We start from the raw sequence: 11,334 nt of genomic DNA, 5'->3' as shown, positions 1-11,334 counted from the left end.
GCGATCGCTTGCGCCGAACCGGTAACTACGTCAGCTGCGCGCGCTCTAGCGCTGCCCGAACGCCGTATCCTTGAACAGGTCCTTGTATTCCCGCGGCTGCGAGCGCCAGTACTGCTTCGGGGCGTGCACCTTGGCGCCGAGCTCGGCCGCCGCGTGCCAGGGCCAGCGAGGGTCGTACATTATGGCCCGGGCCAGCGAGATCGCGTCGGCCTTGCCCTCGGCCAGGATCGTCTCGGCCTGCTGCGCCTCAGTGATGAGGCCGACCGCGATGGTGGTCAGCCCGGTCTCGACCTTGATCCGCTCGGCATAGGGCACTTGGTAGCCCGGCCCGAGCTTGATCGCCTGCTTCGGCGAGACGCCACCCGTCGAGACGTGGAGCGCGGGTGAGCCGGCGCGCTTGAGCGCCTGTCCCAGGGCCACGGTCTCGTCGAGGTCCCAGCCGTCCTCGACCCAGTCGGTGGCCGAGACCCGCAGCCAGACCGGGCTGCCCGCCGGGACGACGTCGCGCACGGCATCGTAGACTTCGAGGGGGAAGCGCATCCGGTTCTCGAGGCTGCCGCCATAGGCATCGGTGCGCTTGTTGGCGATCGGCGACAGGAATTGGTGCAGCAGGTAGCCGTGGGCGCCGTGCAGCTCCACGGCCTCGATGCCCAGGCGCACGGCGCGCTTGGCGGTAGCCACGAACTGCTCGCGGACGCGCTTCAGGTCGGCGGCGTCGAGGGCGTGGGGCGGGACCTCGGCCTCGCCGTGCGCGACCGCCGAGGGCGCCTCCGTGCGCCAGCCATAGGCCTGCTCGGGCGGGATCTGCTGGCCGCCGGCCCAGGGCGCCTCGCTCGATGCCTTGCGGCCGGCATGGGCGATCTGGATGCAGATCGGGATCGGGGCGTATTCGCGCACCGCCTCGAGCACCCGGCCGAGCGCCCGCTCGCAGCCGTCATTGTAGAGGCCGAGGTCCCAGGCGGTGATCCGGGCCTCGGGCGAGACTGCGGTGGCCTCCAGGGTCAGCAGGCCGGCCCCCGACATCGCCAGCTGGCCGAGATGCATCATGTGCCAGTCTGTGGCCTCGCCGTCCCGGGCCGAATACTGGCACATCGGTGCGATCAGGATGCGGTTCTCGAGCGTGAGGGCGTCGAGGGTGAGCGGTTCGAACAGGCGGGCGGTCATGGGCGGCTCCGTTACGCGCCGGACCTATGTGGCGCAGGCGCGCGGCCGAGGCCAGCATCGGCATGTGCGCAAGCCCACTCGCCATGCGGCCACGGCACGGCCGCAAGGGAACCGACCACGCGTTCGGTAACTTCTGGCTGAATGACGGTCTGATACCGCCGATGCGAACCGCCTGAGGGGGCGAGATCGCGCGAGGTCCACGCCATGTTGCTCCCGAACCGTTCCACCCGATTTGCCGCCCTGGCCGCGGCTCCGTTCGCCCTGGCGGCGTTCCTGGCCGTCCCCGCCGATGCCCAGCCGGCGGCGTTCGGTAGCCCGAAGATCTTGATTCACGGCAACTATTGCGGCCCCGGCAACAACGCGCCGCTGCCGCCGATCGATGCCCTCGACGCCGCCTGCGCCCGCCACGACGCCTGCACGCCGGCAGGCGGTCTGCCGTCGCAGGCCTGCAACCTGCGCCTGCAGCACGACGCGGCGCTCGTCTCACGCGACCCGCGCCAGCCCGAGGATCTGCGGGCGCTGGCGGGCTTCGTCGCGGCAAGCGCGACGCTGATCCCCGCCGAGCCGGGCCCACGGCGCCTACCCGCCTCGGTCACGACCGCCACGATGCCGGGGGCCTATGCGCCGGCCCTGTCGCGGCCGGTCCCCTCGGCCGACCTCTCGGACGAGGCACCCGAGGGGGGTGAGGCCGACTGAACCTCGTCCCGCCCGGACGGTCAGGCTCGGCCACCCGCCTTGCGCGCATGGCCGAGGAAGAACCGGACCATCTCGGCGCTCGCATCCGGCCCGCGAGGCTCGGTGAACGAGCCGTCCGGGCTGCCGCCCGACCAAGCATGCCCGGCCCCGTGCAAGATCCAGTATTCCAGCTGGGTCCCGCCGGCGGCGTCCTTGCGGACCGTTCGGGTGTAGGCGACGCCCCCCGGGCTCGTGCCCCGGTCGACCGTCTCGGCGAGGCCCGTGGGCGCCATGGCCTGGGCGACCACCTGATCGCCGTTGGCCGGGTGCACGGTGCGATCGATGTCGCCGTGGAACACGATGGTCGGGACCGCCTGCCGGTTGCGGCCCGGGGCGCTGCCCTGCCCCTTCATGGCGGCGAAGGCCGAGGGAACGTCCCGGGCCGCGCCGCAGGCCAGGCCCGAATGGACGCCCACCGCCGCGAACAGGTCCGGATAGGTCGCCGCCAGGATCGCCGCCGTAGCGCCCCCGGCCGAGAGACCCGCAGCGTAGACCCGGTTCGGGTCGGCCGAGAACTCCTCCACCACCGCCCGGGCGATGCCGGCGAGCAGGGCCGGCTCTCCGGCGTCGCGGGTCTGGTCGCTGGTGGCGTACCAGTTCCAGCAGCGCTGCATGTTTGCCGACTGGGGTTGCTCCGGATAGGCGACCAGGAAGGTCTGCGCCTCGGCGAGGCGGTTCATCCGCGTCCCGGCGGCGAAGTCGTCCGGGTTCTGGGTGCAGCCGTGCAGCATCAGGAGGACGGGCAGCGCCTGGCCGGTGTAGCCGCTCGGCACGAACACCTTGTAGCGGCGGCTGCCCGCGGCGGCCGTGAAGGTTCTGTCCTCGAACCGGGCGCCGGCCGGCACGGTCGCGGTGGCGGGCCGTCCGGGCTGCACGGGGGCTCCCGCGAAGCCCTCCGCGAAACCGCCGGTGGGGAGTCCGCTCCGCGCGAGGCCGTCGCGCACGGTCCGCATCACCGCCGCGGCGATGTCGGCGGCGTGTGGGGGGACGTGTGGGGCGGCGTGGTCCGGCTCGGCACTCGGCTTGGGGGCCGTCCAGGCGTCGCCGGGGGCCTGCGGCGCCTCCATGTCGATGATCGGGGCGCCCCCGGTCGTCTCGGCCGGGCGCTCGCGCGCCTCGGCCCAGCGGGCGAAGGCGTCGGCCTGCTGGCTCTGGAACCGGCCCATGGCGGCCGTCATCCGGGCGGCTCGGGCCGCGCGCTTGCCCTCGGCCTCGGCCGAGCCGGGGGCTCCGAACCCGCCGAGCTTCATCTTGGACAGGTCGAAGTTCAAAAAGTCCAGCTTGGGGAAGTGCTTCATCGGGCCGTTCCTTGCGGGCGGGGTTCGGACACGGCCGGCGGCTGCGCCCGGCTGTGCGGTCGGGAAATTCTTCAGGCGATCCGGTCGGCCAGGGCGGCCTTGACCGCGGGGCTGGCCTGGAACGCCCCCAGCACCTCCACGGAGGCGATGGCGGCGCGCGCCAATTCGGGTGTGACGTCCGTCGCCACCGTGGCGAGGCCGAGGACCTGGATGTGCAGGGGCACGCCGGCATCCCGGGCGGCCTCCAGGGCGGCGCGGGAATAGTGTGAGACGCCCAGGCGCAGCTGGCGGCGGGCCACGGATTGGCGCACCGCCTCCTCCTGCCGGTCCAGCTGGTTGCGCACCGCGGTGCGGATGAAGTCGGCGCGGTTGGCGTAGAACCCATCGCGGACCATCAGGTCGACCCGGCCGAGATCGACGAAGCCCAGGTTGATCGTGATCTTCTCGCTATCCGGCACCTTGGGCCGGAGTTCCGGTACGGTGTCTGCCATCGCTTCGCCCTCTCCAGCCCATCCGGTTGGATGGTCTAGAGATGGTGAGCGGATGCCGCAGCGCAAGATACGGTCGCGACGCGTCTCGAAACGGTCGCGGTTTCAAAGGGTCGGCGGCCCGTTGCGTGTCCGGGGCGGAGCCCTGGTGTCCGGCTTCGCCCGAGTTCGGGGCTGCGCCCCCCGAACCCCGCCGAAGGGCCTCGGGCCCTTCGGGAGCCCGTATCGCGACGCATCATCAGTCCGCGCCGATCCCCCGTCCCTTCAGGCTGGCGCCGATCTCGTCGAGGACGGAGGCGTCGTCGATGGTCGCCGGCATCGTCCAGGGCTCGTGGTCGGCGATGCGCTTCATGGTGGCGCGCAGGATCTTGCCGGACCGGGTTTTCGGCAGGCGCGGCACGGTGAGCGCCAGCTTGAACGCAGCCACGGGCCCGATCTCGTCGCGCACCTTGGCGACCAACTCGCGCTCGATGTCCTCGGGCGCGCGGTCGACCCGGGCCTTGAGCACCACGAAGCCGCAGGGCACCTCGCCCTTCAGCGCGTCGCGGATGCCGATCACCGCGCATTCGGCGACATCGGGGTGGCCGGCCAGCACCGCCTCCATGCCGCCGGTGGACAGGCGATGGCCCGCGACGTTGATGATGTCGTCGGTCCGCCCGAGCACGGTGATGTAGCCGTCGGCGTCGATCACCCCGGCATCCGAGGTGTCGTAGTAGCCCGGGAAGGTGGCGAGGTAGCTCGACCGCATCCGCGCGTCCGAGCCCCACAGGGTCGGCAGGCAGCCGGGCGGCAGGGGCAGCCGGATCGCGATGGTGCCCATCGTGCCGGGCGGGACCGGCTTGCCGCCCTCGTCCAGGACCGCGACCGCGTAGCCCGGCATCGGCACGCAGGTGCTGCCGTGCTTCACCGGCAGGAGGCCGAGGCCCAGCGGATTGCCGGCGATCGGCCAGCCGGTCTCGGTCTGCCACCAATGGTCGATGACCGGGCGATCCAGCGCCCGCTCGGCCCAGGCGACCGAATCCGGGTCGGCCCGCTCCCCGGCCAGGAACAGGCTGCGGAAGGCGGACAGGTCGTAGTCGCCCACCAGCGCCCCGGCCGGATCCTCCTTCTTGATCGCGCGCAGGGCCGTCGGCGCCGTGAACAGACAGACTACGCCGTGCTCGGCGACCACCCGCCAGAACGCCCCGGCATCGGGCGTGCCCACCGGCTTGCCCTCGTACAGGACCGTGGTGCAGCCGTGCAGCAGCGGCGCGTAGACGATGTAGGAATGGCCGACCACCCAGCCGATGTCCGAGGCGCAGAAATAGGTCTCGCCGGGCCGGACGCCGTAGAGGTTCGGCATCGACCAGGCGAGCGCCACGAGGTAGCCGCCGGTATCCCGAACCACGCCCTTCGGCTTGCCGGTCGTCCCGGAGGTGTAGAGGACGTAGAGCGGGTCGGTGGCGGCCACCGGCACGCAGGCGGCGCGCTTGCCCGCCGCCTCGGCGGCCGCGACGGCCTCGGCCCAATCGTGGTCGCGGCCCGCGACGAGCGTCGCGGCGCATTGAGGACGCTGCAGGATCAGGCAGGCCTCGGGCTTGTGCCGGGAGGTGGCGATCGCGAGGTCCAGCAGCGGCTTGTAGGCGACCACCCGGTTCGGCTCCAGGCCGCAGGAGGCTGCCAGCACCACCTTGGGGGCCGCATCCTCGATCCGCACCGCCAGCTCGTTGGCCGCGAAGCCGCCGAACACCACCGAGTGCACGGCGCCCAGCCGGGCACAGGCCAGCATGCCGAACAGGGCCTCGGGCACCATCGGCATGTACAGGATCACCCGGTCGCCCTTGCCGACGCCGAGATCGGCCAGGACGGCCGCGAGCGTCGCCACCGCATCGCGCAACTCCCGGTAGCTGATGCTGCGCTTCGTGCCGGTGACGGGGGAATCGTACAGGATCGCCGCCTGCTCGGCCCGCGCCCCGTCGGCGTGGCGGTCCACCGCGTTGTGGCAGGCGTTGAGCGTCCCGTCCGGGAACCAGCGGCCGTAGGGCCCGGCGTCCGGCGCGAAGATCTGCTCGGGCGCGCGCGACCAGTCGAGCGCCCGGGCCGCCTCGCGCCAGAACGCCTCCGGGTCGCGGCGCGCCGCGTCATAGATCTCGGGATAGCGGCCCGGCAGGCTGGCGGTGGTCATGGGCGCGGCGTGTCCTCGGAGCCGCTCTCCGGCGGCATCCCGGGGAGATTAGCCGATTCTGATTTTTTTGCGCGCGCGAGCGGTCGTCCAAGTGGATGATAACGCGCTTATGGATCGCTACCGGGCTCCGCCGAAGAGCCGGTTCCTTACACCCAGGCCCCTGATCCTGATGTTCCGGAGCGAAGCGGAGGCCTCGAAGGAGGGTTCCAGGGATCGCGGCTGCATCTGGAGGGCGCCTTCGAGGCTCAGTGGCGCGGGCGCCTCGCGACGGGGTCTCGGTCGGAAGAGCGTAAAACACGCGTGCAGAGAACCGCCGCACCGGGCGGACCGATACGGCGGTTCTCATCTTGAAAGTATGTTCGTGGGACAGTCAGGCGTCGCTCAGTGCAACGTATCGTTGCCGGCTTGCAGCCTTTTGATCTCGTCTTTGAGAAGAAGTTTCCGTCGCTTCAGTTCGGCAATGTGGAGGTCGTTCGCAGAAGGCCTGTGGATCGCCTCGTGAATCTCGCGCTCGAGGGCTTCGTGCTTCCGGGCGAGTTGGCTCAAATGCGTCTGCAGCGACATGAGTCGAATCTCCTGTCATTGTTCCGACACATGGAGACTGGCACAGGATGCCGCACCTGTCGAAGCCTTTTCTCCGGCCAAGCCTCACGAATGCTTGCACGGCCGGCTTGTCCCGCGGCGGGGCGTAACGCATGCTCTTCGATCTGGAACGGTCTTCGATCCCGCGGGTGATGATGGCGGACGAGTCGGGTGAGAGCGCGCAGTCGGACCTCGAGGCCGAGCTGAGTCGGCTGCGCGAGGAGCACCGGGGCCTCGACGGCGCCATCGAGGCGCTGGAGCGCAGCGTCGCCGGGGATCAGCTTCAGATCCAGCGCTTGAAGAAGCGCAAGCTGACCCTGCGCGACCGGATCTACCATATCGAGGATGCCCTCACCCCCGATATCATCGCTTAGAGCGCGCCGCCGAAGTGGATGCCGGTTCGGGGTGAGCGAGCGCAGCGCGTCGCCCCGGAAGCCGGAAACCATCTTTCGGGACGGTCCACCGATGCCGGTGGACGCACTGGCCCGCCGCCTTGCCGCCGGGCCGCCTCGCCTGTAAGCGGCCTCTTTTGCCGGGACATACGATGGCGTCGCCTCCCGTCGCGATCATCATGGGCAGTCAGTCCGACTGGGCGACCATGCGGCACGCCGCCGAGACGCTCGATGCGCTCGCGGTGCCGTACGACGCCCGGATCGTGTCGGCCCACCGCACCCCGGACCGGCTCGTGGCCTTCGCCAAGGGCGCGGTGGCGGACGGGTTCAAGGTCGTGATCGCCGGTGCCGGCGGGGCCGCGCACCTGCCCGGCATGGCGGCCGCGATGACCCGCCTGCCGGTCTTCGGCGTTCCTGTGGAATCGAAGGCCCTGTCCGGCCAGGACAGCCTGCTGTCGATCGTCCAGATGCCGGCCGGCATTCCCGTCGGGACGCTGGCGATCGGCCGGGCGGGCGCGGTCAACGCGGCGCTGCTGGCGGCCGCGGTGCTGGCGCTCGGCGATCCGGGCCTGGCGGAGCGGCTCGAGGCGTGGCGCGCGGCCCAGACCGCGTCGGTGGCCGAGCGGCCGGTGACGGAAACGCATTCGTGACGGACACACCCCTGAAGCCCGGCTCCACCCTCGGCATCGTCGGCGGCGGACAGCTCGGGCGCATGATCGCGCTCGCGGCGGCCGCTTACGGCCTGAAGGTGCACGTCTACGCGCCCGATCAGGACAGCCCCGCCTTCGACGTCTGCGCCCGGACGACCTGCGCGGCCTACGACGACCCGCAAGCGCTCGCCGCCTTCGCGCGCAGCGTCGACGCGGTGACCTACGAGTTCGAGAACATCCCGCGCGCCACCGCCGACATCCTGGCTCGGCACGCACCCCTGCACCCGAACGCCGAAGCTTTGGCTACAACCCAGGATCGCCTCAGCGAAAAGGAATTCATCAACCGGCTCGGAATTCCGACCGCCCCGTTCCAGGCGGTCGACACGCCCGATGACCTCGACCGGGCGATCGCGGCGCTCGGCCTTCCGGCGGTGCTCAAGACCCGCCGGTTCGGCTACGACGGCAAGGGTCAGCGCATCCTGCGCGAGCGCGCCGAGGGCGACCGCAACGCGCTGTTCGCCGAGTTCGGCGGCGCGCCGCTGATCCTGGAGGGCTTCGTGCCGTTCGAGCGCGAGGTCTCGGTGGTCGCCGCCCGCGGCCGTGACGGCGGCTTCGCGGCCTTCGACCTGTGCGAGAACGAGCACCGCGACCACATCCTGGCGCTGACCCGGGTGCCGGCCCCCGGCCTGACGCCCGAGACCGCCCGCGCCGCCCTCGACATCGCCAAGCGGATCGCCGATGCGCTGGACTATGTCGGCGTGCTCGCCGTCGAGATGTTCCTGGTGCGCCAGGACGGAGCCGAGCGGCTGGTGGTCAACGAGATCGCGCCGCGGGTCCACAATTCCGGGCACTGGACCATCGAGGGGGCGACGACCTCGCAATTCGCCCAGCATGTCCGCGCGGTGTGCGGCTGGCCGCTCGGCGACTCGGCCCGGATCGGCGGGTTGCCGGTGGAGATGCGCAACCTGATCGGCGCCCAGGCCGACGATTGGTCGGGCCTGCTGGCCGAGCCCGGCGCCCACCTGCACCTCTACGGCAAGGGCGAGGCCCGGCCCGGCCGCAAGATGGGCCACGTCACCCGGCTGGGATCCGTTCCGATCCCCTGATCGAGCCCGGTTCTGCGGCTTCGGGAACACACCGGACCGGCCGCACGCGTGCCGGAGGCCGCCCCCGGACGCCTGCGCGCCGTCGAGCCATACCTTCGCCACATCCCGCCGCTTCCACCACATCGTGGGCGGTCACGGAACCGCGCGCCTTTAAGCCGGCATTCACCGCGATGCGCGACGGTGCCTCGGAGACGAGGGGCGCGGCGCGGGCCGGGCGACGGGACAATCGGGGGCGGGGTGCGCGCGCGAAGGCGGGCCGCGCCCCGGGGAGAGTGGGGCGATGATCGTACGCAACGGGCTGGCACACAAGATCGCGCTGATCGGCGCGGCCACGCTCTCGGCCGCGGCCCTTGCGGGCTGTGAAACCGTCGGCAGCGCCGCCGGCCCGCGGCAATACGCGGTGGTGGAGACCGACACCACCGGCGCCACCAACGTCAACATCGCGTCGCTGACCGAGGTGATCCAGCGCAACCCGAACGACGCTGCCGCCTACAACACCCGCGGCGCCGCCTATGCCCGGGCCGGCCAGTTCAACGACGCCATCGCCGACTTCACAAAGGCGATCCAGATCGACCCGAATTCGGGTTCGGCCTACAACAACCGCGCGCTGGCCGAGCGTCAGGTCGGCCGCGACGCCGCCGCGCTGCAGGATTTCAGCAAGGCGATCAGCATCGACCCGAATTACGGGCCGGCCTATATCGGCCGCGCCAACGTCGAGCGCGCCCAGGGCAACGTCGACCAGGCCCTGTCCGACCTCAACGTCGCGATCCGGCTGATGCCCGAATCGGCCGAGGCCTACCATGCCCGCGGCCTGGTCCGGCAGAAGCAGGGACAGGACACCCAGGCGATCGCCGACTTCGACGCCGCGATCGACCGCAACCCGTTCGTGTCCGCGCCGTACGCGGCCCGCGGCCAGAGCCTGATCGCCACCAACCAGTACCCGAAGGCGATCGAGGACTACAACGCGGCGCTCAACGTCAACAACAAGGACGCCACCTCCTGGGCCTATCGCGGCCTCGCCTACGAGAAGTCGGGCCAGCGCAAGGAGGCGCTCGAGAATTACCAGCGCGCCGCCGTGATCGAACCCAACAACGCCGTCGCCCGCGCCGGCCTCGGCCGCGTGCAGGGCGGCGTGGGCTCGCTGTTCAACTGATCTCGCAGACGACCGAGACGGTCCAGGCCGGCGCCCTCCCCTCGGCATGAGCGGAGGGCGTTCGTGTATGGCGTGGCGCGCGCCGGAACGTTCGAGCGCATGAGCCTCTCTGGCTCCACGGTCATTCCGGGGCCGCGAAGCGGAACCCGGAACCCGGAAACTCGACTCGAGCAGGACCCGGCACTGTCGGCGGCTCTCGATTGCCGCCGCGGGCGGCCCCTTCGGGTCCAGGCTCCCCTGCGGCGCCCCGGAATGACGGTGTACGTCCGTTTCTCACGCCGCCAGCAGGCCGTTCTCCCCTTGCGTGATCCGGCGCAGGTGGTGGGCGGTGTCGCCGAGCTGGTACTCGATCATGGCGAGCCGCTTGAAGTGGTGGGCGCCGATATACTCGAGCGTCATGCCGATGCCGCCGTGGAGCTGCACCGCCTCCTGGCCGACGAACCGGCAGGCCTTGTTGATCTGCACCTTCACGGCCGCCAGCGCCGCCGCGCGCGCGGCCGGATCCTCCGCCTCCACCATCATGGCGGCGTAGAGGGCCATCGAGCGCGCCTGTTCGAGCTGGATCAGCATGTCCACGGCCCGGTGCTGGAGGGCCTGGAACGAGCCGACGCTGACCCCGAACTGCGTGCGGGTCTTGAGATACGCCACCGTGAGCTTGTGGAGCGCGTCCATCGATCCGACCGCCTCGGCGGCGAGCGCCGCGATCCCGTGCTCGGCCACCCGTTCCAGCAGCGGCAGGCCGCCCTCGGGATCGCCGAGCGCAGCGTCGGCCGGCAGCGCGACGTCCGAGAACGACACCTCCGCGGCCCGGCCGCCATCCTGGGTCGGGTAGGCCTCGATCGCGACCCCCGGGGCGTCCGCCGGCACCAGGAACAGGCCGATCCCATGCGGGTCGCGCCGCTCCCCGGAGACCCGGGCCGACACCACCATCAGCCCGGCCGCGTCGGCGTTGGGCACCACGCTCTTGGCCCCGCTCAGGACGAAGTTTTCGCCCGAGCGACGGGCCGTGGTCGCCACGTCGTGGAGGTCGTAGCGTGACTGGCGCTCGGTGTGGGCCAGGGTCAGCCGCAGGCTGCCGTCGATCACGTCGGGCAGGATCCTCTCCTTCTGCGCCGCGCTTCCGCCGAGCCGGAGCGCCGTCGCGCCGAGCACGAGGCTCGCGAACAGCGGCTCGACCACGAGGTTGCGCCCCACCGCCTCCATGACCAGCATGGTTTCGACCGGGCCGCCGGCCAGCCCGCCCTCATCCTCGGAGAAGGGCAGGCCGGTGACGCCGAGTTCGGTAAACGCCGCCCAGCCCGCCTCGGGGAAGCCCAGGGGCGCCTTCAGCCGGGCCTGCCGGCTCTCCAGCGACGGATACAGGTCCGCCGCCATCCGCTCGACGCTGTCGCGCAGGAGCGACTGGTCCTCGTTCAGGTCGAAATCCATGGTGGTGTCCTCTCGCGGAAGGTCACGGGCGCCGCGTTCATCCCACCCACACCCTCATCCTGAAGTGCCAGAGCGCAGCGGAGGCCTCGAAGGAGCCCTCCAGCCAGCCCCGCGACCCCTGGAGTTCTCCTTCGAGGCGGCTTCGCCGCACCTCAGGATGAGGGGGTCGGGTGG

11 protein-coding genes are annotated in these 11,334 nt (G+C 71.4%); 5 read left to right on the top strand and 6 right to left on the bottom strand.

From position 1 onward, the window contains the following. Positions 1–45 precede the first annotated feature (45 nt). Positions 46–1,164, bottom strand: a complete 1,119-nt coding sequence (locus FV242_RS14450) for an NADH:flavin oxidoreductase/NADH oxidase (protein ID WP_147939398.1) — start codon at positions 1,162–1,164, stop codon at positions 46–48. Positions 1,165–1,368: 204 nt separating this feature from the next. Here FV242_RS14450 and FV242_RS14445 point away from each other — a divergent pair, with 204 nt between their 5' ends. Further along, a complete protein-coding gene (locus FV242_RS14445) occupies positions 1,369–1,860 on the top strand; it encodes a hypothetical protein (RefSeq protein ID WP_147939397.1) in 492 nt (163 codons plus the stop codon). A 20-nt stretch (positions 1,861–1,880) separates the two neighbouring features. Here FV242_RS14445 and FV242_RS14440 read toward each other — a convergent pair whose 3' ends face one another. From FV242_RS14440 to FV242_RS14425, 4 genes are all read right to left on the bottom strand, one after another. Beyond that, entirely contained in the window at positions 1,881–3,197 is a 1,317-nt protein-coding gene (locus FV242_RS14440; protein WP_246692707.1) for a PHB depolymerase family esterase, read from the bottom strand. A 71-nt stretch (positions 3,198–3,268) separates the two neighbouring features. Next, on the bottom strand, positions 3,269–3,688 hold the full coding sequence (locus FV242_RS14435; protein ID WP_147908882.1) for a CopG family transcriptional regulator: 420 nt from the start codon (positions 3,686–3,688) through the stop codon (positions 3,269–3,271). A 235-nt stretch (positions 3,689–3,923) separates the two neighbouring features. After that, positions 3,924–5,849 (bottom strand): propionyl-CoA synthetase, encoded by a 1,926-nt coding sequence (locus tag FV242_RS14430; RefSeq protein WP_147939396.1) that lies wholly within the window; start codon positions 5,847–5,849, stop codon positions 3,924–3,926. A 381-nt stretch (positions 5,850–6,230) separates the two neighbouring features. Further along, the gene (locus tag FV242_RS14425; protein WP_058190671.1) at positions 6,231–6,413 is read right to left on the bottom strand and encodes a YdcH family protein; all 183 of its coding nucleotides are present in this window, start codon (positions 6,411–6,413) and stop codon (positions 6,231–6,233) included. Between the two features lie 131 nt (positions 6,414–6,544). On the opposite strand from FV242_RS14425, the gene FV242_RS14420 reads away from it, so the two are divergent. The 4 genes from FV242_RS14420 (at position 6,545) to FV242_RS14405 (ending at position 9,732) form a co-directional block, all read left to right on the top strand. Next, positions 6,545–6,805 (top strand): YdcH family protein, encoded by a 261-nt coding sequence (locus FV242_RS14420; RefSeq protein WP_246692274.1) that lies wholly within the window; start codon positions 6,545–6,547, stop codon positions 6,803–6,805. Positions 6,806–6,975: 170 nt separating this feature from the next. After that, a complete protein-coding gene (gene purE / locus FV242_RS14415) occupies positions 6,976–7,473 on the top strand; it encodes a 5-(carboxyamino)imidazole ribonucleotide mutase (protein WP_147908884.1) in 498 nt (165 codons plus the stop codon). After that, positions 7,470–8,579, top strand: coding sequence for a 5-(carboxyamino)imidazole ribonucleotide synthase (locus FV242_RS14410; protein ID WP_147908885.1), 1,110 nt, complete (start codon positions 7,470–7,472; stop codon positions 8,577–8,579). The genes purE and FV242_RS14410 overlap by 4 nt, the downstream gene beginning before the upstream one ends. Before the next feature lie 280 nt (positions 8,580–8,859). Further along, on the top strand, positions 8,860–9,732 hold the full coding sequence (locus FV242_RS14405; protein WP_147939395.1) for a tetratricopeptide repeat protein: 873 nt from the start codon (positions 8,860–8,862) through the stop codon (positions 9,730–9,732). A gap of 273 nt (positions 9,733–10,005) precedes the next feature. Here the strand turns inward: FV242_RS14405 and FV242_RS14400 are convergent, their stop codons facing one another. Further along, a complete protein-coding gene (locus FV242_RS14400) occupies positions 10,006–11,160 on the bottom strand; it encodes an acyl-CoA dehydrogenase family protein (protein ID WP_147939394.1) in 1,155 nt (384 codons plus the stop codon). Between the last annotated feature and the right edge of the window lie 174 nt (positions 11,161–11,334).

Source organism: Methylobacterium sp. WL64 (assembly GCF_008039945.1).
In the GTDB taxonomy this organism is placed as follows: Bacteria; Pseudomonadota; Alphaproteobacteria; order Rhizobiales; family Beijerinckiaceae; genus Methylobacterium.
The sequence above is the reverse complement of the archived record's forward strand: the minus strand, read 5'-3'. Positions and strand labels throughout refer to the sequence as shown.

Excerpts from the sequence above, each read along its gene's own strand:
- FV242_RS14450 (WP_147939398.1), bottom strand. The coding sequence starts at position 1,164 with ATGACCGCCCGCCTGTTCGAACCGCTCACCCTCGACGCCCTCACGCTC.
- FV242_RS14445 (WP_147939397.1), top strand. The coding sequence starts at position 1,369 with ATGTTGCTCCCGAACCGTTCCACCCGATTTGCCGCCCTGGCCGCGGCT.
- FV242_RS14440 (WP_246692707.1), bottom strand. The coding sequence starts at position 3,197 with ATGAAGCACTTCCCCAAGCTGGACTTTTTGAACTTCGACCTGTCCAAG.
- FV242_RS14435 (WP_147908882.1), bottom strand. The coding sequence starts at position 3,688 with ATGGCAGACACCGTACCGGAACTCCGGCCCAAGGTGCCGGATAGCGAG.
- FV242_RS14430 (WP_147939396.1), bottom strand. The coding sequence starts at position 5,849 with ATGACCACCGCCAGCCTGCCGGGCCGCTATCCCGAGATCTATGACGCG.
- FV242_RS14425 (WP_058190671.1), bottom strand. The coding sequence starts at position 6,413 with ATGTCGCTGCAGACGCATTTGAGCCAACTCGCCCGGAAGCACGAAGCC.
- FV242_RS14420 (WP_246692274.1), top strand. The coding sequence starts at position 6,545 with ATGCTCTTCGATCTGGAACGGTCTTCGATCCCGCGGGTGATGATGGCG.
- purE (WP_147908884.1), top strand. The coding sequence starts at position 6,976 with ATGGCGTCGCCTCCCGTCGCGATCATCATGGGCAGTCAGTCCGACTGG.
- FV242_RS14405 (WP_147939395.1), top strand. The coding sequence starts at position 8,860 with ATGATCGTACGCAACGGGCTGGCACACAAGATCGCGCTGATCGGCGCG.
- FV242_RS14400 (WP_147939394.1), bottom strand. The coding sequence starts at position 11,160 with ATGGATTTCGACCTGAACGAGGACCAGTCGCTCCTGCGCGACAGCGTC.